We start from the raw sequence: 23,558 nt of genomic DNA on the forward strand, positions 1-23,558 counted from the left end.
GCTACCTCTCCACCAGCGCCATTCTGGCGTTGACCACGTTCATGACCGCCGACGTCAACAGGCTGAGTGCGAGATAGACCACCATCATGATCAGCACGCACTCGATAGCCTGACCGGTCTGGTTCAGCACCGTGCCGGTCGTCGCCGTCAGATCCGGGTAGCCGATGGCGATGGCCAGGGACGAGTTCTTGGTCAGGTTCAGATATTGGCTGGTCAGCGGCGGAATGACGATCCGCATGGCTTGCGGAATGACGACAAGCCGCAGGATCGATCCCGGCCGCAGCCCGAGCGCACCGGCTGCCTCGGTCTGACCCTTATTGACGCCCATGATGCCGGCCCGCACGATTTCGGCGATGAAGGCCGCCGTATAGAAGGACAGCGCCAGGTAGAGCGACAGGAACTCCGGCTTGACCTGAAAGCCACCAGTCAGGTTGAAGGTCGATTGCTTTGGATAATCGAAGCTCAGCGGGAAGCCGCTGAGCGCGTAGGCCAGCAACGGCAAGCCGATGATCAAAGCCGCCGATGTCCAGAACACAGGGAATTGCTGGCCGGTCGCCATCTGCCGCTGACGCGCCTTGCGGGCGACGAACCACGCCATGGCGATGCCGAGAAGCAAAGCAACCAGGATCAGCCAGGAGCCTTCGCCCCACACGGCGCGTGGAAAATAAAAGCCGCGTTGGTTGAGAAAGGAGCTGAACGGCAAATTGATGCTTTCACGCGGCGGCGGCAGCACCGAAAGCACGCCGGAATACCAGAAGAAGATGACCAGCAGCGGCGGGATGTTGCGAAAGACCTCGACATAGACCATACAGATCTTGCGGATCAGCCAGTTGTGCGAAAGCCGGCCGACGCCGAGGATAAAGCCGATGATGGTGGCGGTGACGATGCCGGCGGCGGCAACGATGAGGGTGTTGATAAAGCCGACCACGATGGCGCGGCCATAGGTCGAATCCGACGAATAGGCGATGGCGCTGTCACTGATGTCGAAGCCGGCGCGACCCCTGAGGAAGCCGAAGCCTGACGCAATGCGCAGGCGCGTCAGATTGTCGATGGTGTTTTGGACGATCCACCAGACCAACGCAACCAGCACGATGACGACCACCGCCTGGAAGACTATGCCGCGGACCTTTGGATCATTGATGAAGGAGCCGCGGCTTGGCTCCTCGCGAAGAATTTCCTGCGATGCCATTCGACCATCCCCTGGAAAGAGAAACCGGGAGGCAGACGATCTGCCTCCCGGATCACATTTCGATCAGCGGATCGGCGGAGAGTATTGCAGACCGCCCTTGGTCCACAGCGCGTTGATGCCGCGCGCGATCTTCAGCGGGCTGCCCGACCCGACATTGCGTTCGAACATTTCGCCGTAATTGCCGACGGTCTTGACGATGTTGACGACCCAGTCGTTGGAGACACCGAGATCGGTGCCGATCTTGGTATCGGCCTCCTGGCCGAGCACGCGCTTGATCTCGGGATTGTCCGAGGCCTTCATTTCCTCGACATTGGCCTTGGTGATGCCGAGTTCCTCTGCCTGCAGCAGCGCAAAATAGGTCCACTTGACGATGTGGTACCACTGGTCGTCGCCCTGGCGCACGGCCGGTCCGAGCGGCTCCTTGGAGATGATCTCAGGCAGCACGACGTGGTCGGCGGGCGCGCCCAGCGTCAGCCGGATGCCGTAGAGACCTGATTGGTCGGTGGTGTAGACATCGCAACGGCCGGCGTCATAGGCCGCGTCGACCTCTGACAGCTGTTCGAATACGACCGGGCTGTACTCCATCTTGTTCGTCTTGAAGTAGTCGGCGAGGTTGAGTTCGGTCGTGGTGCCGCTCTGCACGCAGACCGCCGCGCCCGAAAGCTGCAGCGCGGAATTCACCCCCGGCAGCTTCTTGGCGTTGATCATGAAGCCCTGTCCGTCATAATAGGTGACACCGACGAAGTTCAGACCAAGCGCCGTATCGCGGTTGATGGTCCAGGTGGTGTTGCGCGACAGAACGTCGATCTCGCCTGACTGCAGTGCGGTGAAGCGTTCCTTGGCACTGAGCGGCGTGAACTTGACCTTGGTGCCATCGCCGAACACGGCGGCCGCGACAGCGCGGCAGAAGTCCGCATCGATGCCTTGCCAGTCGCCCTTGTCGTCCGGCGCCGAGAAGCCGGCCAGACCGGTCGACACGCCGCATTGGATGAAGCCCTTGGCCTTGACGTCGTCGAGCGTGGCCGCCGACGCGGCCGAAGCCACCAATCCAAGCGCGGCGGCGCCCAGAATGCCGATTGCAATGTGTTTCATAACCCACAGACCCTTTTCTGTTTTTTTCAGGCGAACCTGACTTTTTTTTCCGTGTGAACGCAGCTTCCCGTTCCGGCCCATTACCGGAACCCGCATCGCAACCGACGCGCTGCCTCCCATTCACGAACTGCATCGAAGGCGATTATCACAGTGAGGTCAAGGAAAATGACCGAAACCCAAAGAGTTTCAAACCATTTGCCGCAAATGCCTGAATTGCAGACAAACGCGCCCGAAAATTAGCCAGCAACTGCGAGGTCCGGCCAACGCGAATCGGAGCTGGCTTCTAAAATCCGTCTTCGGGGAGGCAGCGCCGCGCCGGAAAGCCATCGGAGCGATTGGCACAACCAGTCCGCCGGCTGGCGGTTGGCGAACGGTTGCGCGGCCAATGCCGCCGCACTATGGCTAGCGCTTCATCAGAGGCGAAGCGCAATGGCAAAAGACGGCAATGAAATGGGCATCAACACGCGGCTTGCCCACTCGGGCAACAATCCGCATGACTATTTCGGCTTCATCAACCCGCCGGTCGTGCATGCCTCGACCGTGCTCTTTCCCAACGCGGCGACGATGGCGGCACGCGGCCAGAAATACACCTACGGCACGCGCGGCACGCCGACCACCGACGCGCTTGCCAGCGCCATCGACGGACTGGAAGGCTCGGCCGGCACGATTGTGGTGCCCTCCGGCCTGGTGGCGGTGACAGTGCCGCTGCTCGCCTTCCTGTCGGCGGGCGACCATGTCCTGATTGTCGATTCCGTCTATCACCCAACCCGCAATTTCGCCGACACGATGCTGAAACGGCTAGGCGTCGAGGTCGAATATTACGATCCGCATGTCGGCGCCGGTATAGCGGCGTTGATCAAATCCAACACCAAGGTCGTGTTCACCGAATCGCCGGCCTCCAACACTTTCGAGGTGCAGGACATACCGGCCATTTCCAGCGCGGCACACGCCGCAGGTGCGATCGTGATGATGGACAACACCTGGGCGACGCCGCTCTACTTCCGCCCGCTCGACCACGGCGTCGACATCTCGATCCATGCGGCGACGAAATATCCGGCCGGCCATTCCGACGTGCTGCTCGGCACGGCGTCGGCCAACAAGGCCTGCTGGAAACAGCTTTGCGAGACATTTTACACGATGGGCTGCTGCGCCGGGCCGGACGACGTCTATCAGGTGCTGCGCGGCCTGCGCACCATGGGTGTGCGCCTCGACCACCATCAGCGCAGCGCTCTGGCGATCGCCGGCTGGCTGGAGGGCCAGCCGGGCGTGGCGCGGGTGCTGCATCCAGCGCTTGCCAGCCATCCCGACCACGATCTCTGGAAGCGCGACTTCTGCGGCTCGAGCGGCATTTTTTCGATCGTGCTCAAGGGCGGCGGCCAGAAACAGCAGCATGCCTTCCTCGACGCGCTCAGGATATTCGGCCTCGGCTATTCCTGGGGCGGCTATGAGAGCCTTGCGGTGCCGGTCTTCCTCGGCGACCGCGTCGTCGCCAAGGGGTCTTATGACGGCCCGCTCATCCGCCTGCAGATCGGGCTCGAGGATGTCGAGGACCTCACAGCCGATCTGGCGCGCGGCCTCGCCGCGGCGGCCGCTTAAGGCTTGCCAAGCTGATTCGAAAAAGTTGCTGACGGCTTTACCGTGATCGAACCCTGCCAGTCAGCAACCGTCGCTCGGGTGTCGGCGGACAATCTGTGCTAAAATAGCGCTATGAAAGCCTGGCTGGAAGCCGCAAAGCGCTGGGCGCGCGACATCAAGCTTGATGTCGTCGCCCTGTGGCTCGCCGCGCGCGACCCTCGGGTGCCCTGGTTTGCGAAGTTCGTTGCCGGGATCGTGGCCGCCTATGCGCTTTCCCCCATCGACCTCATCCCCGACTTCATTCCGGTGCTCGGCTATATCGACGATCTGATCATCGTTCCGCTCGGCGTAGTCCTGGCCATCAGGCTTGTTGCGCCGTCGCTGATGGCCGAATTTAGGGCGCGGGCTGCCGCGCTCGAAAAACAGCCGCAAAGCAGGATGGGGATGTTCATTGTCGTGGCGCTCTGGCTGGCTTTGGCAGCTTTGCTGATCTGGGCGTTCTGGCCCACGCACGCCAAATAGTCCGACCAGGCCTGCACCTGAAGCAGCCTTGCCTGCTGCTAAAACCCTAGCGCCAGCCACGCCGTCCCGGCAAGCAGCGTAACCAGCGTCAGCGGCAGCCCGACCTTGAAGAAGTCGGCGAACGACAGAGGTGTGCCGGAGACCCGTGCGTACTCGGCGACGATCAGATTGGCGACTGAACCGAGCAGCGTGAAATTGCCGGCCAGCGTCGAGCTCATCGCGACGACCAGCCAGGCGCGCTCAGGGTCGTCCAGGCCGGGTATGAACGGCCGCAGCGCCAGCACGGCCGGGACATTGCTCATGATGTTGGACAGCACCGCGGTGAAGCCTGACAGCCGCCAGACGTCGTCCAGCCCGAGGCTTTTTGCCGAGGCTATGATGTCGGGCGTGAGCAGCGTCTTCTCGGCGCCGGCGACGACGATGAACAGGCCGGCGAACATGAACAGCAACGGCCCGTCGATCTCGCGGTAGATGCGCGCCGGCTTTATGGCACGGGTCACGAGAAGAATGGCGCCGCCGATGAGCGCCGCCTTGGCGACCGGAACGCCGGCAAAGAAGGCGATCGCCAGTCCGATGCAGACGACCACCGCCTTGAGTACCTGGCCCGGCAACATGCGGCCGCGATAGACTTCGGGGCTGAGTTCGGCCTTGCGCGCGAACTCGGCGCGATAGACGATGCGCACGATGACGACGACGGCGACGAGGCCGAACAGCGCGACCGGCGCCAGGGCCGCCGAAAAGGCCGGATAGGAAATCCTCGACAGCGCGCCGATGACCAATATTCTGCGGGTTGCCGGTGATGGTGGCGACACTGCCGCAATTCGACGCCGTAGCGGTGGCGATCAGATAGGGGACAGGGTTTCGGTTGATGACGCGGGTGACGTGGACGACGATCGGCGCCATGACCAGGCAGATCGCGTCGTTGACCAGAAACGCCGACAGCACCCCGGTCAGCAGCGTCACCATCGCCAGCAGCATGAACGGCGCATGCGCATGCTCGATGGCAATGGCGCCGAGCGCACGGAAGGCGCCCGAGACCTTCAGATGCGCCACGACGATCATCATGCCGAGCAACAGCGTGATGGTGTCGAAACTGATGGCGCGGTATGCGTCCTCCAGGCTGAGTGCGCCGATGGCGATCATCGCCGCACCGCCGAGCAGCGCGATGCCTGCCCGGTCGAGGCGCAGGCCGGGGAACCTGCCGACGGCGACGCCGGCATAGGTCAGGATCAGGATCAGCAGTGCCGCCGCGCCCATCAAAGTCATTCGTGGAAAAGCCCCGTTCAGATCCGCCCTGCCCCAGGCCCTAAGGGCAGCCGGCGCAAGCTGTGATTCCTGCCGCCATACTCACCCTAGCTCAATCCGATCGAGCAAGCCTTTTGGCAACATCAAACATTTATGTGACGCGCACGCCGTCGAACCATTGGACTGGCGCACCATCGGCCAACAGACAATCACACCGGCAGAATATCTCGTAAAACGTCGGGTAGGGTTCCGTCAAAAGATGAAAGGCTTGGAAGATGCCCAAGCTCATTGAAATTGTGGGCTCTATCATGCCCTGAACACTCGGCTGACGCGGGGAACAAGCAGCCGATTGCGGAGTTGGAACGGCGGTAGAGGTTTGCCGGTATGAGACCCACTCCCGTGCTGCAGTACATTTATAGGATAATTGCTCGCGACGTTTTTCTCGTGCTTGCGCGTGACCCTCTTTGCGCGGCGTGGCCGCAATGACGCAGCGCGATCGTAACGCCACTTCACCACGGGAAGACAAGAAGGACGGCATAGGGCGAGCACTTGGACTCGGCCTTATCACCGGCGCCGCCGACGACGATTGCTCGGCGATCGGCACCTATGCAAGTGCCGGCGCGCGCTTTGGCCCGGACCTGCTTTGGACCGCTCCTGTAACGCTGCCGATGATGTACACGGTCGTGTATCTCTCGTCGAAGCTTGGACAGGTTTCGGGCCGCGGCCTCTTTCATGCGATCAAGGACTTCTATCCCCGATGGCTGCTCTGGGCTGTCCTGGTGGGCGTGCTGATCGGCAACACGATCGAAGCAGCCGCCGATCTCGGCGGCATGGCTGCATCCATCAACATCTTCCTTCCTGTTCCGATTCCCCTCATTGTGGTTGTAGTCGCGGCCGCTATCTTTGCTCTCCAGCTTTGGGGCTCTTACACGCTCATACGCAACATCTTCCGCTGGCTCGCGCTGGCCCTGCTTGCCTATGTCGGCTCGGCCATCCTGGCGAAGCCGGATGCGGCAGCCGTGCTGTGGGGAACCCTTGTTCCAAAAATCCAGTTCAGCCGCGAGTTCCTGTCCATTCTGGTGGCCATCATCGGCACCACCCTTTCAGCCTATCTCTACACCTGGCAGTCGAATGAGGAGGTGGAGGAAGAGATTGCCGAGGGGAGAACGACGTTGAGGAAGCGCAAGGGTGCCACCGACGGTGAACTGCGCCGCTCCCGCCGCGATATCCTGATCGGCATGATTTTTTCCAACCTCATCATGTACTTTATCATCCTGTCGACAGGGTCTACGCTCTATGAAGCCGGCGAGCACGACGTCGAGACCGCCGCTCAAGCAGCCGAAGCTCTCAAGCCGCTCGCTGGTGCAGCCGCTGGCGTACTGTTCGCGGCCGGCGTGATCGGGGTCGGGTTCCTTGCCGTTCCGGTCATGACGACAGGTGCCGCATACGATCTGGCGCAGGCGGTTGGATGGGAGCACAGCCTTCATGCCAAGCCGCGTGAGGCGCCAAAGTTCTATACCGCGATCGGCGCCTTCACGCTGATTGCTGTTGGCCTGAATTTCCTGGGTTTCAACCCAATGAAGGCGCTCGTCTGGTCCGGTATCGTGCAGGGCTTTTCCACGCCGCCACTGCTTCTTCTTATCATGCTGATGACGAACAACCCGCGGATCATGGGAGACAAGGTCAACAGCCGGACAACCAACGCCTTGGGATGGGCTACTACGATCGCAATCTTTTCCGCCTCTTTGGGGCTGGTGGCGACCTGGTTTATCTAGGTCACCATGACGCTCGCGCTCGAGTCCGGCAATTCGAGCTCACTTTCAATGAAGGAGTTGGCAATGAAGGAGTTGGTCTGCACATCTGCCGCAGCTACCGCGCTCCCGGCGGCATGGCCAAGTGCGCGTGCTTCTGGAAGATCGCAATCTTGTCGGGATAGGTAATCCGGATCTCGCGTCCGCATCCCTCGCACTTGTAATGGGAAACGACCTGAAACCAGCGGCCGTTCTTGATGACGGTGAAGTTGCACTGCGGGCATTGGAAAGTCAGGCCAACAGAGAATAGGCTGGGAGACAGGGACATTGCAGCACTTCTTGTCAGTCTGGCGGATCGACGACGAAGGATGCGGCAATCAAATCGTCGGCATCGATTCTGCCCTTGCCGTCCTCCAGGACTGCTGCGACCTTTCGAAAGGTCTTCAGTTCGTTTTCGGTAATCCGGGCGCCGCGCATCCTCTCAGCGAGGTCAGCCACGCGTATTCGCAGCGCCTGCGACGCTCCAATCTCACGGTTCGACATGGTGATCACATTCCTCGTCGCTCGACTCCCGCCGCACCTTTCGGCACGGCGGGTCCAGTCGCTTAGCTCATTCGATGACTTTGATGATCTTGCGCGTGCCCGGGTCAACCACAACGGTCCGGTTGTCGACCACCACGTAACGGTATTTTGTGTCGGGGACTTCATGAAGTTCGACGGTTTCGGGCAAGGTTGAGCCGATATTGAGCTCCACTCCAGGGATTTCCACCGATGCCAGCGGCTGCTTTTTGACATACTCCCTGATGACGGTCTCCTGTTCAGGCTCGATGACTACGTCCTGAGCGGCAGCGGCGGCGATACCGGCCAGCAACAGAAACCCAGCGGCTGCAGTGGAAAGACGCATACTCATAAGTGCCTCCTTGATGTGAGCTCTATTGCGCTGAACGGCATCGTCTTCGCGCCAGGCTCACCAAACCTCAGGCAGCCGCAAACGTTCCTTGGTTGGGCTTCGGTCTGATTCGAGACGGGACCTAAGTCTCACCTGTTTTCGCGTAATAGCCCGGACACCGCGCCACCCGGCACTGCGGCTGCTCGTAGCAGTCGCTTGCTGTGAGCTCACGCAAGGAGCCGATGGAAAATGGCGTCCACCAAGCCCGCTGGTTACTCGCTGCGGTCTTCGCCGTCTCCATCTCGTTCCTTGGCGAACGGTCGGTGGCCAGGGAAGCCGGACTTTGACGATTGGACCAAGAATGAATTGCGATCTGCGCAGCTACGTCCCTTCCTGCGCTGATACGGACTACCCGCCATTCCTCAATTTTGTTGGCGGGTGGTCCACAATCACGACTGGCCAACTCCGCCCGGGCGAGGCCTGTCAGCGGTTCGAAGGTCGCGCGGCAGCATCACTTCACATCAGGTCTTCGGCAACCCCGTCGAATTTCCTGAGGCCCGCGCTTGGAGGCTTTTGCTCAAGAAGGCATTGTTCAGATGCGGCCGCCTCGAAAGCGGCGAACGCAGCCTGGTGACTGCAATGTCCGGCCAGGCATTCCTCGATCATTCGGATTGCTTCAAGTCGGGACGGCTTGTCCATGGATGGCCATGGTTGTTGCAGCGCTTTCGCAGCGTCGGCTATCGACGCGATCGCCTTCGCTTTGCCATTCAAGGTGATTGAAATCGGGGTGAACGCCGTCATTTTTAAAGCTCGCCGGGATTGAAAGCGGCTAAACGCAAAGACAAGGCAGTGGTTGCATGGTTGTGAATTCAGAGCGCCGCTGTCCGAAACGATCGAGGCTGAACACGCACGTCCGATAGCCTTGATCGTTTCGGCGGCGCCCGCGCTGAAGTCCTGCCTGGATTCGACCGGGAAGCCCCATCGTCCTTAACCGAACTGAAAACCAGCCCAGCAGCAAATACCGTGGAACCTTTCAAAGCCGCATGCCTTGTCCGTTCTTCATGAAAGGAGGTGCGAAATGAGCCTTGACATAGGAAAAGTCGCCATAGCCTTGCTTGGCCTGCTTGCCTACAAGAATAGGGACAAGATCGGCGAGTTAATCGCCGGTAGGAACTCGACAGATGCCAAAAACGCTGGCTCCACCGGCGGGCTCGGCGACATCCTGGAGCGTCTCAAGAATGCGGGTGCGGGCGATCAAGTCGATTCTTGGGTTGGTACAGGATCGAATCGCCCCGTTCAGCGCGACCAAGTCGAGAAAGCGATCGACCCGCAAACATTGAGCGATCTCGCCGAGCAAACCGGATTGTCCCGCGAGGAACTTCTCGACCGGCTCACAAGTGAACTGCCCGACGCAGTGGACAAGCTTACTCCCGACGGCCAGATGCCTGTGAGTAAAGGTCCAAATCTCCTCGACGAGGCACCTGGAGCTAGTCGCACTTAGCACCAAGCTGAAAAATCAAAGCCCGCGCCTCCGGGCGAGGACGCGGGCCGATCAGCGTATCGCCGATACTATGTCTCCGGGCTGGACACAGAAAATGCTGGCGATCCCGACAGGATTCGAACCTGTGACCATCGGCTTAGAAGGCCGGTTCCTTTCCAATGATTTCAATGGTGTGGCTGTAGAAAAAGGCCGATTTGCCCAGATGGAAATCAATGGGTTAGAACGAAATTGTAAACCGAAAACGACCACTCAACTCTACACCTACCGCTGGGATCGGCAGGGCCGCAAAGGCCAGACATGCAAGGTCACGGCGCGAGGCAAGTTCAACAGCATTCGCGTGGAATTTGAAGACGGATATGTGATGATCACCAGTGGCAACGCAATTCGGAAGGTGAAAGGAACGGTAGATGGGCGTTAAATCGACACGCGAACTGACCCGCAAGGAAGCTGACGCGCTGTACTGGGATCTGAGCGAGAGACTGCAGCCTAGGGGCAGCGCGCCCTACAGCGACCGGTGGCTTGAGGATATGCTTGAGAGGATGAACGACAGAGCCAACGGCGGCGAAGGCTTCACCAATTTTCGGATCATCAAAGAATGAGAATCCAGCGCCGCGCCCGCCTCATCGTCACCGCTGCCCTGATTGTCGCGCCGTTCGTGATCGTTGGCGGGCTGATCTATCGCTGGCTTCAGTGGCTTGGCTGGGCCCCTTGACGCGCGCCTTCCACGCCCCACCATCACAGGATGGGCAAGGGCATAAGCATCGGCGACACCGTTTCGATCACCGCCACCGTGCGGCGGCGGGTTTTAGAGGACCGCGTAAGCGTCTCGCTCCCAAGCTACAAATTCCCGCATTCGATCCGAGATTCCACATCCAAGGTCAAGCGAGGCCAGAAGATCGAGCTCACGGGCGAAGTCATCAGGGTAGACGATGAGAAGGTAACGGTGGTCGGCGAGCATCTAGGCGTCACGGTCGGCATTGAAGCGGTCAAGCTGGTGGAGAGATATAAGCCGCCGAAGCGGAAGAAGCGGCTTGTGGATGAGGTGGATTAGCGCTCTGCCGCCAGCGCTTTGTCAACCAGAATTCGAATGGCCTCGGACTTACTGGGAATGCGCGGTTGCCTGCGCCGCCATTCCTCCACGCGCTGGACCCAACTGGCGGGCGCGACGATTTGGATGCGCTCGGTTTCCGATCCTTCTTCCAATTTTGGCGGCACGTTTGATTCTCTGATTTTCGTCTGGATCGCCATATCAACCTCTTGCGCTAAATGCCATAGTCTGTAATATACACGTTAGCTGATGATACGCAAGACGGCAGAGGAACGCCCCGATGACAACCAAGCCGCGCAAGTCAGATTTTACGAAGCCCGACGCTCTGACAGTCGAGCAGTGGCTTACCTGTCTGGAGAGCGACAAGCGCGCTCTGCTGGCTCAGATCAGGCGAGAAGTGCACACGCGCGGCAACACCGCCGGCCCCTACCTCGACAAACTGAACCGGGCAATTTCCTTCGCCAAGACATCACAGGTGCCGTCATGACCCACAGACCTTGGGGCGTCCACACCATCGCGAGCATGTACCCCGCCAACTGCTCGGCTGGCCGGCCAGATGGCACCTACGCCCGCGCGGTCGCCATGCCTTACGACGGCAACCGCCTTCGCGCGGCTTGGTGGGTACTCACGGGACGTGCCTACGCCGTCATCTGGCCGGAAGCGGGAGAACTTGAGCAGGCGCTGCGTCCGAAACGCGACGGCAACTAGACAAGCACTGGAGACGACAGATGAACGCCGGTAAGATTTGCCGCTACTGCGGGGCTGGTTTGCAAGATCAGTGCGATCTCGAGATTGAGCAGGAAGGCGGCGATGGAATCTGTCCCTGGGAACCCTTCTTTCACGACGAAAAAGAACTGGAGACGACAGATGACCACGAACTGCACAGACCACCTCAATTCCACCGATGCTCATTGTCCCGACTGTGGTCTGCAAGTTGATGCCTATGGGAACACCGAAGACCAGTTCGACTATTGCAGTTTCCCGGATTGCGGCTGTGACGGTGCCCGCCTCTGCATGGCGGCCAACGGAGCTTCCGAGCGAAGCCTGACCGGCAATGTCGAAGGCATGTGGTCCGGGAAGTCTCGTGAGCAGCGCCGCGCCGTCATCGACCTCGTTGGCGAGGTTTCCAAAGAGCGCAAGGGCAGAAGCTGAACGGCCTTGGAACGCCAGCCCCGAGAAGCGCGACGTTAAGGCGCAAAGCCGCCCTTCACCAGAAAAGCGACGACGGCCACGATGATGGCGCCGATAATCGTTCGACCGATCCATTTCAGCGTGCCTTGCACCTCGCCTATGCTGGTCGTCAGTGAGCCCAGATCGCGCTTGAGCGTCGTCCACTGCTCGTCTTTCCTAGCGTCCGCGATGTCGCTCTGCTGCTTCCACGTTTCAAGAGCTGTGAGCCGTTGAGCGTGTTCGGCGCCTCGGTGCTCCACATTGACCATTCGAGAGCGCAAATCGCCTGTGTCCATAAGTTCATCCGCCATTCTTTGTTCCGCCGTTCTGTGCATGCTAAGGCTTAACGCCGCAAAGGGCCGTCATCTTGCGATTGTGAGATAGCACCGTCTTCACCTCGGCATCCGACATGGCATCGACAGCTTGCGAGGATAGGCGGATCGGCTCGCTGATCTGGCAGAATGACCCCTTGGCCGTCTGGCAGGCCACAACCCCGTTGAGAACGGCAAGGAGGATCAGGACGCGCACGAGCATGTCCGTGATCCGCCGCCTCATGACTTGCCCCACTTGCCGAGCTCTTCACGAGCTTTGGCGGCCGGCAGTGCGCCAATGTCCGAATCCACCTGGTCGCTGATGTCGCGAGCGGCCAACTGTTCGACTTGCTGCTTGTGGCGCTCAGCCTTTGCGCCTGAGAGCCTGCCTTTGAACCATGCGCCAGCTACGGCGATGATGCCGGCGCCGATCGCCAGAATAGTCGGGTTGCTGAGAACCCATGCGAGGAGAGCGCTCATTTTGCCCAGCCCATCTTCCGAGCCATCCAGTACCAGCCTTCCGTGACGGCGCCGATGACCATCCCTGCCCCGGTCTCAATCAGCATTTGAAGATCCGGATCGGTCGAGAACCCTGCGCCGTCGTCGGCTGATAGCAGCCCGCGGGCGACAAGGATGCCGGCGAAATAACGAAGCGCGATGCGAACGATGACGGCGGTCATTTCGGTTTCCTTCCGAAGATTGCTTTGAGGATTGCAATCAGCGCAGCCCAAAAGCCTTGCTTTTCTGCAGGCGTAGGCAGGCGCTGGGAAGCGTCTGGAGGCGTGACGGGCTTTGGAGCCGGGATAGGCTTCGAAGGCGCTGGCGGGGCTGCCTTGATCATCACGAGAGCCTCGAAGCGTACCGATGACACGCGCGAGCTCCAGCCCTTGCCGAATGTCCCCCACGTCTTAAGCCTCTTCAGGAACGACAGGCGGGCATCACACAGCGCGTCGATGACCGCGCCGGATGGCTTAGCCTTGGATGCCGCAATCGTCGCTGGACCTATGCGCCCGTCCTGCGCAACGCCGACAACTGCCTGAAGATACTTCGCCGCTCTTCCCGGCCCACTGTTGACCGCGAAATCGAACACGGCATAATCAACACCGTCCGGGAGATCGTCGCCCCGGATGGCATCCCAATACTGCTTGCGATAAACGATTCCGGCCTGTGCCGTCGTGATCCTCTTGAGATCATCGGGCGTTCCCTTGGCGTTCACGTACCTGCGGAAGGTGGCGATCGTGATGCCCTTGTTGGTCGCGCCGCCAGGGTCTTTCGGGTGATTGACGTAACCGCCCTCATGCTTCAGGACCAGAGAAAGCGCCCGATCAAAATTACGGTTCATGCCAAGCTCCGTTGCTTTTCGGCAACAGAGTATTTCCGGCAACTGCGAAACCCGTAGTGATTTGCGCCGGAGCCGGAAAGCGCCAGCCCCACACATTGTTAACCTTAAATAAAAGCGCGGCGATATATTGCGCAGAGTCAGTGCATCTCTCATATTGAGAGTTATGCGCTCGACATTTCTTCTTATGGTATTGTTAACTAATTTAGCGATGGCTAATACAGCCACTGCCGGGAAGAACGATGCCGAGTGGAATCCGCCGGCCAGGTTCGATTATGCTTACACCGGCAAACTGACGGTGCGCTACCTGCCTCAGAAGCAGGTCGTCATGGCCTGCGCTAATCTTTTTGCCAAATACAAGGTCGCTGCGAAATCTACCTTTACCCAGCGCGGGTGCGCCGCGATCACTGGCAAAACATCCTGCATCGTGATTGTGATCGAGAAAATCTATGCGCTTGCCACGCCGGAGGCTGTCCTTCGCCACGAAACCGGCCATTGCAACGGCTGGCCGGCAGACCATCCTAATTGATCGAGATAAAAGACATTGTTGCGCCAGATGGAGGAGTCGTTGAAGTCTGTGTTGCCGAAATAGTTCGGCCAACTTCAGTTGGCAATCCTGTGATCAAAGCACCAGAGTATCTAGTTTGCTCTGGAGCACTCCCGCCAGCTTCTGTGTCATCATAAGTTTCTGTTGCACCAACCCAAGTAACACTCCCTTCGCTGTTGCTGAACGTCGCAGCAGCAATAATTGCACCATTGTTTCCAACGTCAATTGTCTCTGACAAAGCAATTGGGTTTACTCCAGAGTATGAATCGAAAGCTGTATCAACGATACTGGTTCGATGTACTACTCTATACACACCTATGGCACACAAACGCTGCCCGTTAGTAAAGGTTATAGCAATAGTACCGGAAGTCCCTGAGGGTATTGCTGCCGACATTATAAGTGTTCCGATACTCTGGTCCACTCCATCTGAAAAACCAAATGCTCCTGGTTGAATTGTAGCTGCAACACCTCCAATTGTTCCCGAAGGGGCTCCTGAAGCGGTGACACCCCCAGCAAAGCTTACTCCAACAAAAATCTCTCTCGTTAGTGAAGGAGAACCGAAATCTTCGGCTAGAAAGGTGTATGTTGTCTGATTTGTCTCGTTTTCTGAATACCCGAGGAATTCGACTGAAAAACCTTCGCCAAGCCCCGCCATGATCCCTGCGATCCCCGGGAGCATTAGCCAACCGCCTTGACGAGTCTGCCGAAGATGCTGTTGCTGGCGAGGACATCATAATACAGAATGTCCACCGCTCCGGCCGCCGTGCTCAGAACTGGCGCGACCCCTCCCTCAAATTCCCAATCCGTGCCGTAGGCAAGCGTTCGCGATCCAGTGCCGTCCTGCACGATTCGGATACGCCCGGTCTGCCCCGGCTTTTCGTTGGTCGGGTTCCCAAGAGTTCTATTGCCACCGATTGGGTTGACCACGGCATTGATGAAGGTGGACATGTCAAGGGCGATTGTCGCGGCATCGGTCAAAGTGACTTCGAGCGCCGACGACCAAACAATATCCGTGGTCAGGATGCGGTCGGCGAGGTTCGCCCGGTAGTTTGCCGCGGTGGCTTCCTTAGAGGTTAGCCCAGCCGGCGTGACGGCGCTATCTGCATCGGTGCCGGTCTGAGTTTCCAGATTGGTCGCCAGAGCCCAGCCTCCTATACCGCTGGCCAGCTGGTAGCTGACGCAGACCCAGTTTCCGGACCCCTTAGAGCGCATCGTGGCAATGTCGCCGGCCGCGGTGGTGATGTTGGCGGCGCCAGGCAGGATCAGGCTGGTGGCATTGTGGGTGAGTGTCAGGATGCCGGCGAAGACCAGAACACGCTCTGCACCGGAGGCCACCGTGCCAAGTGCGGTGATTGTGGTTGTGCCGGTGATGTTGACGACGGTTCCGGTTGCGGTGGACAGATCAACGGTTGCGGATGACGCGAGATTAACGGAAGTCGTATTGAGCGCATCATTGGCAGCGATTGCCGTTGCTGAGGCGGTGCCGCCGGCAACGATAGGCCTGACAGTATTGGCGTCCTGCTCCAGATCCTCAAGCGGGTCGTTGTGCTGCGTGGCAAGAATGGTTTCGCCCGAGATGGCTTCGTAGGTCCCCGGCAAAACGTATGTACCTGCGCCGTTTCTTGGCATCTACCTAATCTCCGATTGCTTTTGAGGCGACGGCGTGATAGGTGAAGGAATGCCCTTCAAAAACCCCCATCCGCTCTACAAAACTTGGGTGAACATGCGGCAGAGATGCCGCAATCCACGCAACCCGCTCTTTCAGTTCTATGGCGCTAAAGGCGTGACCGTATGCGCGCGATGGGACAGCTTCGCTGCATTCGTCGCCGATATGGGGCCGAAGCCGACTGCCAAGCACTCGATTGATCGCATCGACACATTCGGCAACTACGAGCCAGACAACTGCCAGTGGGCCGTGAAGATCGTCCAGAACCGCAACCAGCGTCGGACGCGGTTCGTGACCATCGAGGATGTCGAATACAAAGCGTCTGTTCTGTCCGCCATAACTGGCCTGAAGACTGACACCATCGTCGCTCGGGCGGCTAAAGGATTGAGCCTTGAGAAGGCGCTCGGGAAAGAACCCACCCGAGACCCAGAAGAGCACCGAGAAAGCATGAGGCGCGCGATCCTCGCCTCCTCTGGGAAGAGGAAGGCAGCCACGCATTGTCAACGCGGCCATGAATTTACGGCAGAAAACACCGAAATCACGCGCGGAGGCGCCGGCCGCAGGTGCAAAGCTTGCAGCCGTCTTCGGAATGAGAGCTACAGGAAGCAGCACAGCGTTGCCTCACGTTGATCGTGAGGAGCACTGTGGAGGGGCTAAACACGAAAACTATAGTGATTTGGCTACCTTGCGGAACCGAGAGCGAATAGGCATATTCCGCCGATGCGCCATATCCTCGTCGTTCTTCTGCTTGTCGGATGCCAATCGAACCCCGGCGAAACCGATGCACCATCGGCCGAGATCAAGCTCACGTCGAAAATAAACAGTGCAGAGCGCCTAAAAGCTTGCACCCATGACTGGGGAGCATCGACTCAAGAGATGGCTCAATGCTGGCGAGGCGAGAAATACACTAGACGAGAATATTGCCTATATGCCGGCCAAGCGCTAGGCAATCGTTATTTGTCTGACTGGCAGAAGGCGGTCATCTACGATCAAATGCACAACTATGGCTGCATGGGATGAACAGCCCTCTCGCCGCCGGCATCTTTGGAACGGTCGTCGCGACCATCTTTTGTTCGTTTCTGGCGCGCTATCTCTGGACACTCTCAGAGAACATGCCGCTTTTGCCGTTTCTGGCAATATGCACTACCGGCTGCGCAGCCTGTCTTGCATTTGGATGGTGGTCGGATAAGCGAGACGCGGCCCGGAAAGCGCGCGAACAATCCGATCGCTCATGAGCTTTGTTGCCGCATCAGTTTTCCCAAGTCCTTGGATCGCATCGAAAACGGGCTGCGCCTGCGCACCGCCGCGGGTCAGAATCTCCGCTAGCTGCGAATAGACAGCATCCTGTTTCGCCGTGATCTTCTCCGGGGTTTGCCCCGTCAAAGTCTGTGCAATGCGCTGCAGAGCATTGAGCGGCTTTCCCTGCGCCAGTGTTCCAACTGGACCCGGCTGCGTCATCTGCGAAATGCGCTTGTCAGTCGCATCCCGAGCATACGTCTTGCTGTTTTCGGCTACGGATGCCCTGAGATCGAAAGAGGTCGCGGCCCTGTCTACCTCGGAGAACAGAGCATCGGCCTTTTGCTTGCCAATCACGGCTTCCAGCTTTTCGCGGTTGGCGCGGCTGGACAGGTCTTTTATCGCCTTTATCGCTTCCCGGGCCGGCGTATCGCCGTCCTGAACAGTGCGCGTAACGTTCGCCATGGCGTCATCGAGGCGCGAGCGAACGCCCTGCGCTACCGCGTCCTTTTCGGCCTGCGTCATGCCTCGAACGGCTTCGTCAACCTGGTCGCGCGTCGTGGCCGGCGAAAACAGCTTTGAACCTAGCTCAACGGCCTTGGATCGGCGAATTGGATCGGCGGCGGTTTCGAGTGCCTGCCCATATTCTGGAACCAAATCCTTGAGATGGCCGCGAAGCTCTTGCGCCAGGTTGGAATAGGCGCGGCCCTTGGCGGTTTGGCCGCCAAGTTTGCCGGCGCCGCGCGTGACGCCAAGGAATACGGCAACACCAACGAAGTCGCCCGCCTCGTCAACAACGCCCGGTTCTACTGGCGCCGGTACATTTGGGAGTTACAGCAGTGATCGAAACAAGCGAACAAATCGTAGCCTTGACCGCCGGCATTATCAAGGTCCAGGGCGCTATCAGCGGCGTCCACAAGAACGCCAAGAACCCGCATTTCCGTAGCAGCTACGCGACGCTGGAAAACGTCATCGACACCGCGCGGCCGGCTCTGCAAGAGGCTGGAATCGCCTTCGTCCAGGCTCCCGGCCTGGTGGTCGATGGATCTGTGGAAGTGACCACGATGCTGGTCCATTCGTCTGGCGAGTGGATGAAGGCCACGCTGCATGTGCCGCTCGGCAAGCGCGATCCGCAAGGCGTCGGCTCTGCCATTACCTACGGCTGCCGCTACTCCCTCATGGCCATGCTTGGGCTGCCACCGACCGATGATGACGGTGAAGCGGCAATGGAGCGCCAGGCAGGCACGCCGAACACCGTCACCGGCCCGCCCATCAAGCCTGCGTCCAGCGCCTCCCTAAAGCGCGATGGCGCATGGGAGCGGCTGGAGAGCGAACTGCGCAATGACTTCGCAGACTGTCATTCAACGGTTGCGCTGGCGAAACTCCGTGCCGACTACCGCGTGAAGGCCAAGGATAACGGCTGGCCGGCGGCGTGGCTTGGCGCTCTCAAGAACGAATTTGATCTTCAGGAAGACGCCTTGATGAAGGCTGAAACGCTGCAGGCAGGAGAATAGCGATGGCCCAGACCGTAATCCTTCGAGGACAGTCCCAGCGCGATTTCGCCAAGGCCCTCCTCGATCGCGCGCCGGCCGATGCAGTTGTCACCATCAAGGAAGCATCGCGTTCGCTGGACCAGAACGCCCGTCTCTGGGCCATGCTGTCGGACGTCAGCCGCGCCAAGCCTGATGGCCGGATGCACACGCCGGAGGTTTGGAAGAACCTCTTCATGCACGCCTGCGGCCATGCGGTGCAGTTCGAGCATGGGCTTGACGGAAAGCCGTTCCCGGTCGGTTTCCGCTCATCGCGCCTGACCAAGGCGGAAATGTCGGATCTGATGGAATTCGTGACCGAGTACGGCACGCGCCACGGCGTTCGTTGGACTGACCCGGCTTATGGAGAAGCAGCATGAGCCGGATCGTTTGTTGGTTCTCCTGCGGTGCCGCCAGCGCGGTTGCGACAAAACTCACGCTCAAAGAGCACGGTCCACGACCCGGTAATCTGTCGGGGAATGTCTGGATCGCCTATTGCGAGACAGGTCAAGAGCACGAAGACAGCAGGCGGTTCATGGAGAATTGCGAAGACTGGTTTGGCCAGTCGGTCATTCGCCTTAAATCCGACGAATACGCCGACACCTGGGACGTTTGGGAAAAGACCAGATGGCTTGCCGGGATCAACGGCGCTCGCTGCACGATCGAATTGAAGGTCAAACCGCGCCTCGCCTTCCAGCGCCCGACCGATATCCATGTGTTCGGTTATACGGCGGATGGTCCAGATATGAAGCGCGCAAAGCAGCTTCGGGAGAACTACCCTGAACTAACCATCCTAACGCCGCTGATCGACGCGGGGCTGACCAAGAGCGCGGTGCTGGCGATGGTGCAAAGCGCAGGAATCGAACTCCCCGCCCCCTACTTACTGGGCTTTCAAAACAATAACTGCAAGACGTGTGTGAAGGCCACCAGCCCCGACTATTGGGCGCTCGTCAGGAAGTCCTATCCAGCCGATTTCGAGCGCATGGCGAAGCTGTCGCGGGAACTGGACGTGCGCCTTAGCCGCATCAACGATGAGCGGATTTTCATTGATGAGATCCCGGCGAACCAGCCGACAACGAGCCCAATCCAGCCGTCCTGCGATTTCCTCTGCCACATCGCAGAGATGGACCTTGGAGAAGCAGCATGACCGGTGCCTTAATTTTCACATGCCCGATCTGCCGGACCATCGTTGACTACTCATGTATGTGCGATGAGCAAAGAGCCGTGGCTGAATACGTGGGCCATGACACCGTTGATGAAGCCAAAGCGCACGTTGAAAAACTTCGCGGTTCACAAGACTGGAAGCAGACGCCTTGGCTTCTCCGCACTCTTGGGTGTCCGCAATATTATCGCCCGATCTATGCCAATTGGCGTGTCGGCGGTGGATGTGACGGATGGGAGTGGCGTCAATGACCCGACTTCGCCCTGTCAGCGCTTACTGGCGCAAGATCCCAGAGCGTCCCGATGCATTCGCCCGCGTTCATCTCGAACTCGGCCGCGCATATCTACTAGAAATGGAGAGGAGAGCCAGCGAAGAACATGAGCTGGCCGAGGAGCTTGCTCGCGAGTTGGCCGAGGATGCGAACTGATGGCTCGCCGCGAGTTCACCGGCAAGGTGCGCAAGGCTGCCCTGAAGCGCTCCGACATGCGCTGCGAGGCTGTTGGTGCCTGGTATGGCCTAGATGCTGGCCGGCGCTGCGCCGCTGATCTCGCCTATGGCGTTGAATACGACCATATCATTCTCGACGCCAATTCCAAGGATAACAGCCTCGAAAACTGCGCTGCCGTTTGCATCAAGTGCCATCGTTACAAGACGGCCAAGCATGACACGCCGACCGCGGCGAAGACGGTCGCGCAGTCGCTCATGGGCATGAAGACCAAGATCAAAGTCAAGATACCCAGCCCACCCAAACCCGAGAAGCCAGCACCGAAGGCTATGCCGGCCCGTAGGTCGCTTTACACCGCGAGGACCAGCGCATGAAGCCGCTCGACTACCAAGAACTCTCCCAGAGCCACCCGTCATTGCAGCGCGGGAAGGTCTGGTGCCGCACATGTCGCCGAGAGGAGAAAGTCGACAGCGCTGAATGCCTGCGCTCCGGCTGGCCAAAGTGCTGCTCGCATACCATGACGATCGATCATCCTGAAACGTGGGAGGCAGCGCCATGACCGACCCGACTGAGGATCTGAAGCCATGCCCGTTTTGCTATGGGCCAGCGCAAATCATGAGTGGTGCGCCCGGTTGTCACTACGTCCGCTGCGAAGGCTGTTCGGCTACGTCGGATGACCGCAGCAGGGAACGCTCCATTGCAGCGTGGAACCGCCGCGCTCTCGCATCACAGCCTGTTCCTGCTGTGGCGGTGGCTTCGCGTCCACAGTACTGGAAACGCGCACGTAAGCACGGACTGCAGTACGTCGTGAAACAACTGCATTTCCCCGACAAAGGGGCCGCTCTTGCATGGGTGTGCGAATACCACCCAAAACAGCTTGATGAAGCAATGACGGGATGGGCTGATAACGCTCCTGTTTTTGACAATCATATTTGGGCAGAAGTCCCTGCCACCCAGGCATGGCCGGATATGGCCGCCCTTGAAGCTGAAATAGCTCAACTGCGGGATGGGTCGATCAAGTTTGCGATCGCCAATGCAACGCTCGGAGCGCGCTGCACGGAACTCGAAGCGGCGTTGGAGCCGTTTGCGAAGGTCGGGAGCGCGATCACCGGCAACTCTGTGGAATACATCGTTAGGGCGAAGACCAACAGTTTCGACGCACCTTTAGTTGACGCAAGCGATTTTCGCCGCGCCGCCCGTTCCCTTGCATCTAGGAGGGCAGAGTGACGCGAGAAACCGTGCCATTTTGGCCGGCTGCGCTTCCGCTGCATTCGGCGGCCGCATATTGTGGCCTATCGCCGGAAGTTTTCAAAGAGGTTTGTCCGGTCAAGCCGATTCCCTTCACGCAATCCACACGAGGCCACAGATACCTTCGACAGCGCCTCGATGAGTGGTTGTCATCCTTGGATAAAAACGAGGACTATTCTAACCTTTCGGCTTTCGAGCGCTGGAAGGGTTCCAAGGATGCGCGTCGTGCTTAGCGGACTTCACACCGTCAAGAAGCCCTTGGCGGACGGTTCTATTCGCACCTACTACTATGCTTGGCGCGGCGGCCCGCGCCTCAAATCGAAGCATGGCACCCCTGAATTTGTAGCAGAATTCGGCCGGCTTACCAAGAAACTTCCGGAGGACGACACGCTCGCGGGCCTTGTCGTCGGCTACAAGTCCTCACCCGAATTCGCAAAGCTGTCCAACGCCTCGAAGCGCGACTATGCGCCGTTCTTTGACATGATCCGCGAGGAATTCGGCACGATGCCGGTTGCAGCGTTGAACGAGAAGGGTCCGCGCGGACTGTTCAAGGACTGGCGCGACACGATGGCCGCAAACCCACGCAAGGCGGATAGGGCATGGGCCGTGCTGCGCCGCGTCTTCTCTTGGGCCGTTGACGGCGAGAAGATTACCCGAAACCCCTGCGACAAGGGCGGCCGCCTCTACAGTGGCGGGGAACGGGCCGACATCATCTGGACGCCCGAGCAAATCGCCAAGGTGAAGGGGCTGGCCTCAGAGCGGGTCATGCAGGCCATGATGCTGGCGCTGTGGACTGGGCAGAGACAGGGCGACCTCCTGCGCCTCACATGGATGGCCTATGACGGTACGCATATCCGCCTGAAGCAATCGAAGACTGGGAAGCGCGTGGCGATTCTCGTCTATTCGGATCTGAAGACGATGCTCGACGGCATGAAGCGCACCGAGGGTACGATCCTCACCAATCTGTCAGGAGAGCCGTGGACGAGCGATGGTTTTAAGACGAGCTGGGGCAAGGAGATGCGCAAGGCAAAGCTGGGGATTGCCGGCGTCACATTCCACGACTTGCGCGGCACGTTCATCACGGTTGCGCGACGGCATGGGGCAACCCTGGAACAGATATCGGCCGCTTCCGGCCACAGCATGAAGGAAATAACCCGCGTCCTCGATGCGCATTATCTTGCACACGATCAGGAGACGAATGACGCCGTTATCCTGAAGATGGAGCGGGGCAAAAAGCGAACAGATGTGTAAACCGCACGATTTTTGCTGTAAACCGGCTCGCCCTTATGTTAGGCTAACCACTTGAATTTATTGGCGATCCCGACAGGATTCGAACCTGTGACCATCGGCTTAGAAGGCCGGTGCTCTATCCAGCTGAGCTACGGGACCGCTGGCCGACGCCAAGGGCCGGCTAATTTATGCGCTGGGACGGCTGCCCGGCATTTGCCGGTCAATGCGTCCAGGGCGTCCTGCGGTCATAGCGGAAATTCTCCGCATAGGAAATCTGGCGGCGCTTGGATTCCTTCGGCTCCTCGACGCGATAGGCCAGCCCCTCTTTCTCCGCATAGGCCACCGCCTCTTCCCTTGTGTCGAAGGTGAGCCTGATCTGGCTCCGCATGTCACCGGACGTGGTGTAGCCCATCAGCGGATCGATTTTCTTGCGCATCTCGGGATCGAATTCCAGCACCCAGTGGCCGGTCTTGGCCTTGCCGGACTGCATCGCGGTTTTGGCTGGGCTGAAAATGCGCGCGGACATGAACACCTCGTTGCTACGTGCAAGCGGCACCGCCGCTGTATTCCCGTCATTACTGCGCAATGCTGCCGGCGGCAAGGCCGAGCCTGCCGTACCCCTTCACGGCGGGCCACCGACGATGATCGCGCGAGGTGACGGCCGTGGACAGGACGACCGAGATCGCGCCGGGCGTTTTCTTCCCGGCGGGGACGTTTTATCCGGGTTAACGGCAGCGTGCCGCTGGACAGCAACCTGGGTGCCTGAGGTGGCGCTGCCGCGAAACCGTTGCGCCGGCCGGCATTTCCGACTCCGCTCTCGACCCGGGCCTGCCGTTTGTTGCGTTTTCGTCTTTTAGGGGTTG

Annotated in this window: 37 protein-coding genes, 1 tRNA gene and 1 pseudogene; 21 read left to right on the forward strand and 18 right to left on the reverse strand. The window is 59.4% G+C overall.

The features are described 5' to 3' along the window. Position 1 precedes the first annotated feature (1 nt). Together AC0L3D_RS23335 and AC0L3D_RS23340 are read right to left on the reverse strand one after the other, a co-directional pair. Positions 2-1,189, reverse strand: coding sequence for an amino acid ABC transporter permease (locus AC0L3D_RS23335; protein WP_023800622.1), 1,188 nt, complete (start codon positions 1,187-1,189; stop codon positions 2-4). 63 nt (positions 1,190-1,252) lie between these two features. Continuing rightward, positions 1,253-2,281: an amino acid ABC transporter substrate-binding protein gene (locus AC0L3D_RS23340; RefSeq protein ID WP_023800623.1), complete on the reverse strand. Its 1,029-nt coding sequence runs from the start codon at positions 2,279-2,281 to the stop codon at positions 1,253-1,255. 429 nt (positions 2,282-2,710) lie between these two features. Between AC0L3D_RS23340 and AC0L3D_RS23345 the strand changes: the two genes are divergently transcribed. Further along, positions 2,711-3,877: a cystathionine beta-lyase gene (locus tag AC0L3D_RS23345; protein ID WP_287395117.1), complete on the forward strand. Its 1,167-nt coding sequence runs from the start codon at positions 2,711-2,713 to the stop codon at positions 3,875-3,877. A gap of 111 nt (positions 3,878-3,988) precedes the next feature. After that, positions 3,989-4,378: a YkvA family protein gene (locus AC0L3D_RS23350; protein ID WP_128247585.1), complete on the forward strand. Its 390-nt coding sequence runs from the start codon at positions 3,989-3,991 to the stop codon at positions 4,376-4,378. A gap of 38 nt (positions 4,379-4,416) precedes the next feature. On the opposite strand, the pseudogene AC0L3D_RS23355 reads toward AC0L3D_RS23350, so the two are convergent. After that, positions 4,417-5,644: pseudogene (locus tag AC0L3D_RS23355) on the reverse strand (anion transporter). Between the two features lie 461 nt (positions 5,645-6,105). Between AC0L3D_RS23355 and AC0L3D_RS23360 the strand changes: the two are divergent. After that, on the forward strand, positions 6,106-7,398 hold the full coding sequence (locus AC0L3D_RS23360; protein WP_473627607.1) for an Nramp family divalent metal transporter: 1,293 nt from the start codon (positions 6,106-6,108) through the stop codon (positions 7,396-7,398). 318 nt (positions 7,399-7,716) lie between these two features. Here the strand turns inward: AC0L3D_RS23360 and AC0L3D_RS23365 are convergent, their stop codons facing one another. From AC0L3D_RS23365 to AC0L3D_RS23375, 3 genes are all read right to left on the reverse strand, one after another. Next, positions 7,717-7,917 (reverse strand): hypothetical protein, encoded by a 201-nt coding sequence (locus AC0L3D_RS23365; RefSeq protein WP_023800633.1) that lies wholly within the window; start codon positions 7,915-7,917, stop codon positions 7,717-7,719. A 67-nt stretch (positions 7,918-7,984) separates the two neighbouring features. Continuing rightward, positions 7,985-8,284, reverse strand: a complete 300-nt coding sequence (locus AC0L3D_RS23370; protein WP_473627609.1) for a DUF1236 domain-containing protein — start codon at positions 8,282-8,284, stop codon at positions 7,985-7,987. 495 nt (positions 8,285-8,779) lie between these two features. Further along, positions 8,780-9,064: a DUF982 domain-containing protein gene (locus tag AC0L3D_RS23375; RefSeq protein ID WP_287395122.1), complete on the reverse strand. Its 285-nt coding sequence runs from the start codon at positions 9,062-9,064 to the stop codon at positions 8,780-8,782. A gap of 277 nt (positions 9,065-9,341) precedes the next feature. Here AC0L3D_RS23375 and AC0L3D_RS23380 point away from each other — a divergent pair, with 277 nt between their 5' ends. The 4 genes from AC0L3D_RS23380 to AC0L3D_RS23395 all read left to right on the forward strand — a co-directional run bounded on the left by AC0L3D_RS23380 (position 9,342) and on the right by AC0L3D_RS23395 (position 10,815). After that, on the forward strand, positions 9,342-9,764 hold the full coding sequence (locus tag AC0L3D_RS23380) for a YidB family protein (RefSeq protein WP_027152614.1): 423 nt from the start codon (positions 9,342-9,344) through the stop codon (positions 9,762-9,764). Between the two features lie 94 nt (positions 9,765-9,858). Further along, positions 9,859-10,182, forward strand: a complete 324-nt coding sequence (locus tag AC0L3D_RS23385) for a hypothetical protein (protein WP_473645928.1) — start codon at positions 9,859-9,861, stop codon at positions 10,180-10,182. Then, positions 10,172-10,363 carry a hypothetical protein gene (locus AC0L3D_RS23390; RefSeq protein ID WP_473645930.1) on the forward strand — a complete coding sequence of 64 codons (192 nt, stop codon included), beginning with the start codon at positions 10,172-10,174 and terminating at the stop codon, positions 10,361-10,363. Before AC0L3D_RS23385 ends, AC0L3D_RS23390 begins: the two co-directional genes overlap by 11 nt. Positions 10,364-10,506: 143 nt before the next feature. Beyond that, positions 10,507-10,815: a hypothetical protein gene (locus AC0L3D_RS23395; RefSeq protein WP_473645932.1), complete on the forward strand. Its 309-nt coding sequence runs from the start codon at positions 10,507-10,509 to the stop codon at positions 10,813-10,815. On the opposite strand, the gene AC0L3D_RS23400 is transcribed toward AC0L3D_RS23395, so the two are convergent. Next, on the reverse strand, positions 10,812-11,012 hold the full coding sequence (locus AC0L3D_RS23400) for a hypothetical protein (RefSeq protein ID WP_473645933.1): 201 nt from the start codon (positions 11,010-11,012) through the stop codon (positions 10,812-10,814). The genes AC0L3D_RS23395 and AC0L3D_RS23400 overlap by 4 nt on opposite strands. A gap of 80 nt (positions 11,013-11,092) precedes the next feature. Here AC0L3D_RS23400 and AC0L3D_RS23405 point away from each other — a divergent pair, with 80 nt between their 5' ends. The 3 genes from AC0L3D_RS23405 to AC0L3D_RS23415 all read left to right on the forward strand — a co-directional run bounded on the left by AC0L3D_RS23405 (position 11,093) and on the right by AC0L3D_RS23415 (position 11,964). After that, entirely contained in the window at positions 11,093-11,299 is a 207-nt protein-coding gene (locus AC0L3D_RS23405) for a hypothetical protein (RefSeq protein WP_473645935.1), read from the forward strand. Next, a complete protein-coding gene (locus tag AC0L3D_RS23410; RefSeq protein ID WP_473645936.1) occupies positions 11,296-11,520 on the forward strand; it encodes a hypothetical protein in 225 nt (74 codons plus the stop codon). The genes AC0L3D_RS23405 and AC0L3D_RS23410 overlap by 4 nt, the downstream gene beginning before the upstream one ends. A 159-nt stretch (positions 11,521-11,679) precedes the next feature. Beyond that, positions 11,680-11,964, forward strand: a complete 285-nt coding sequence (locus tag AC0L3D_RS23415) for a hypothetical protein (RefSeq protein WP_473645937.1) — start codon at positions 11,680-11,682, stop codon at positions 11,962-11,964. Positions 11,965-11,999: 35 nt separating this feature from the next. On the opposite strand, the gene AC0L3D_RS23420 is transcribed toward AC0L3D_RS23415, so the two are convergent. Genes AC0L3D_RS23420 through AC0L3D_RS23440 form a run of 5 tightly spaced genes read right to left on the reverse strand, consistent with a single transcriptional unit; the run spans position 12,000 to position 13,635 of the window. Further along, positions 12,000-12,293, reverse strand: coding sequence for a hypothetical protein (locus AC0L3D_RS23420; protein ID WP_473645939.1), 294 nt, complete (start codon positions 12,291-12,293; stop codon positions 12,000-12,002). 25 nt (positions 12,294-12,318) lie between these two features. Continuing rightward, positions 12,319-12,516: a hypothetical protein gene (locus AC0L3D_RS23425; RefSeq protein ID WP_473645940.1), complete on the reverse strand. Its 198-nt coding sequence runs from the start codon at positions 12,514-12,516 to the stop codon at positions 12,319-12,321. Positions 12,517-12,533: 17 nt separating this feature from the next. Next, positions 12,534-12,773: an ABC transporter permease gene (locus AC0L3D_RS23430; protein ID WP_473645942.1), complete on the reverse strand. Its 240-nt coding sequence runs from the start codon at positions 12,771-12,773 to the stop codon at positions 12,534-12,536. Then, positions 12,770-12,973 carry a Pam3-gp28 family putative phage holin gene (locus AC0L3D_RS23435; RefSeq protein WP_287257643.1) on the reverse strand — a complete coding sequence of 68 codons (204 nt, stop codon included), beginning with the start codon at positions 12,971-12,973 and terminating at the stop codon, positions 12,770-12,772. The genes AC0L3D_RS23430 and AC0L3D_RS23435 overlap by 4 nt, the downstream gene beginning before the upstream one ends. Then, entirely contained in the window at positions 12,970-13,635 is a 666-nt protein-coding gene (locus tag AC0L3D_RS23440) for a glycoside hydrolase family 108 protein (RefSeq protein WP_473645944.1), read from the reverse strand. The genes AC0L3D_RS23435 and AC0L3D_RS23440 overlap by 4 nt, the downstream gene beginning before the upstream one ends. A gap of 163 nt (positions 13,636-13,798) precedes the next feature. On the opposite strand from AC0L3D_RS23440, the gene AC0L3D_RS23445 reads away from it, so the two are divergent. Next, entirely contained in the window at positions 13,799-14,161 is a 363-nt protein-coding gene (locus AC0L3D_RS23445; RefSeq protein WP_473645946.1) for a hypothetical protein, read from the forward strand. Here the strand turns inward: AC0L3D_RS23445 and AC0L3D_RS23450 are convergent. The 3 genes from AC0L3D_RS23450 to AC0L3D_RS23460 are packed head-to-tail and all read right to left on the reverse strand — an operon-like array spanning position 14,154 to position 16,457. Further along, the gene (locus AC0L3D_RS23450) at positions 14,154-14,834 is read right to left on the reverse strand and encodes a hypothetical protein (protein ID WP_473645947.1); all 681 of its coding nucleotides are present in this window, start codon (positions 14,832-14,834) and stop codon (positions 14,154-14,156) included. The two genes, AC0L3D_RS23445 and AC0L3D_RS23450, sit on opposite strands and share 8 nt — an antisense overlap. A gap of 23 nt (positions 14,835-14,857) precedes the next feature. After that, positions 14,858-15,808 (reverse strand): hypothetical protein, encoded by a 951-nt coding sequence (locus tag AC0L3D_RS23455; protein WP_473645949.1) that lies wholly within the window; start codon positions 15,806-15,808, stop codon positions 14,858-14,860. 4 nt (positions 15,809-15,812) lie between these two features. Further along, complete coding sequence (locus AC0L3D_RS23460) at positions 15,813-16,457, reverse strand: hypothetical protein (RefSeq protein WP_473645950.1); 645 nt, start codon at positions 16,455-16,457, stop codon at positions 15,813-15,815. A gap of 108 nt (positions 16,458-16,565) precedes the next feature. Between AC0L3D_RS23460 and AC0L3D_RS23465 the strand changes: the two genes are divergently transcribed. After that, positions 16,566-16,865, forward strand: coding sequence for a hypothetical protein (locus tag AC0L3D_RS23465; RefSeq protein WP_473645952.1), 300 nt, complete (start codon positions 16,566-16,568; stop codon positions 16,863-16,865). A gap of 123 nt (positions 16,866-16,988) precedes the next feature. On the opposite strand, the gene AC0L3D_RS23470 is transcribed toward AC0L3D_RS23465, so the two are convergent. Next, a complete protein-coding gene (locus AC0L3D_RS23470) occupies positions 16,989-17,606 on the reverse strand; it encodes a hypothetical protein (protein WP_473645954.1) in 618 nt (205 codons plus the stop codon). A gap of 141 nt (positions 17,607-17,747) precedes the next feature. Between AC0L3D_RS23470 and AC0L3D_RS23475 the strand changes: the two genes are divergently transcribed. The 9 genes from AC0L3D_RS23475 (at position 17,748) to AC0L3D_RS23515 (ending at position 22,716) form a co-directional block, all read left to right on the forward strand. Continuing rightward, the gene (locus AC0L3D_RS23475) at positions 17,748-17,924 is read left to right on the forward strand and encodes a hypothetical protein (protein WP_473645956.1); all 177 of its coding nucleotides are present in this window, start codon (positions 17,748-17,750) and stop codon (positions 17,922-17,924) included. Further along, positions 17,921-18,595: an ERF family protein gene (locus tag AC0L3D_RS23480; protein WP_473645957.1), complete on the forward strand. Its 675-nt coding sequence runs from the start codon at positions 17,921-17,923 to the stop codon at positions 18,593-18,595. Before AC0L3D_RS23475 ends, AC0L3D_RS23480 begins: the two co-directional genes overlap by 4 nt. Positions 18,596-18,597: 2 nt before the next feature. Then, positions 18,598-18,990, forward strand: a complete 393-nt coding sequence (locus AC0L3D_RS23485) for a recombination protein NinB (RefSeq protein WP_473645959.1) — start codon at positions 18,598-18,600, stop codon at positions 18,988-18,990. After that, positions 18,987-19,757, forward strand: a complete 771-nt coding sequence (locus tag AC0L3D_RS23490; RefSeq protein WP_473645960.1) for a hypothetical protein — start codon at positions 18,987-18,989, stop codon at positions 19,755-19,757. The genes AC0L3D_RS23485 and AC0L3D_RS23490 overlap by 4 nt, the downstream gene beginning before the upstream one ends. After that, positions 19,754-20,023, forward strand: coding sequence for a hypothetical protein (locus AC0L3D_RS23495; protein WP_473645962.1), 270 nt, complete (start codon positions 19,754-19,756; stop codon positions 20,021-20,023). The genes AC0L3D_RS23490 and AC0L3D_RS23495 overlap by 4 nt, the downstream gene beginning before the upstream one ends. Continuing rightward, positions 20,020-20,199 (forward strand): hypothetical protein, encoded by a 180-nt coding sequence (locus AC0L3D_RS23500; protein ID WP_473645963.1) that lies wholly within the window; start codon positions 20,020-20,022, stop codon positions 20,197-20,199. The genes AC0L3D_RS23495 and AC0L3D_RS23500 overlap by 4 nt, the downstream gene beginning before the upstream one ends. Continuing rightward, a complete protein-coding gene (locus tag AC0L3D_RS23505) occupies positions 20,199-20,591 on the forward strand; it encodes an HNH endonuclease signature motif containing protein (protein WP_473645964.1) in 393 nt (130 codons plus the stop codon). The genes AC0L3D_RS23500 and AC0L3D_RS23505 overlap by 1 nt, the downstream gene beginning before the upstream one ends. Positions 20,592-20,772: 181 nt before the next feature. Further along, complete coding sequence (locus AC0L3D_RS23510) at positions 20,773-21,444, forward strand: Lar family restriction alleviation protein (protein ID WP_473645966.1); 672 nt, start codon at positions 20,773-20,775, stop codon at positions 21,442-21,444. 237 nt (positions 21,445-21,681) lie between these two features. Further along, positions 21,682-22,716, forward strand: a complete 1,035-nt coding sequence (locus AC0L3D_RS23515; RefSeq protein WP_473645967.1) for a tyrosine-type recombinase/integrase — start codon at positions 21,682-21,684, stop codon at positions 22,714-22,716. 61 nt (positions 22,717-22,777) lie between these two features. Here the strand turns inward: AC0L3D_RS23515 and AC0L3D_RS23520 are convergent. Continuing rightward, positions 22,778-22,854: transfer RNA gene (locus tag AC0L3D_RS23520), tRNA-Arg, on the reverse strand. Positions 22,855-22,915: 61 nt separating this feature from the next. Then, positions 22,916-23,221 (reverse strand): ETC complex I subunit, encoded by a 306-nt coding sequence (locus tag AC0L3D_RS23525; protein WP_027152615.1) that lies wholly within the window; start codon positions 23,219-23,221, stop codon positions 22,916-22,918. Between the last annotated feature and the right edge of the window lie 337 nt (positions 23,222-23,558).

It is taken from the genome of Mesorhizobium sp. WSM4837, assembly GCF_055811435.1.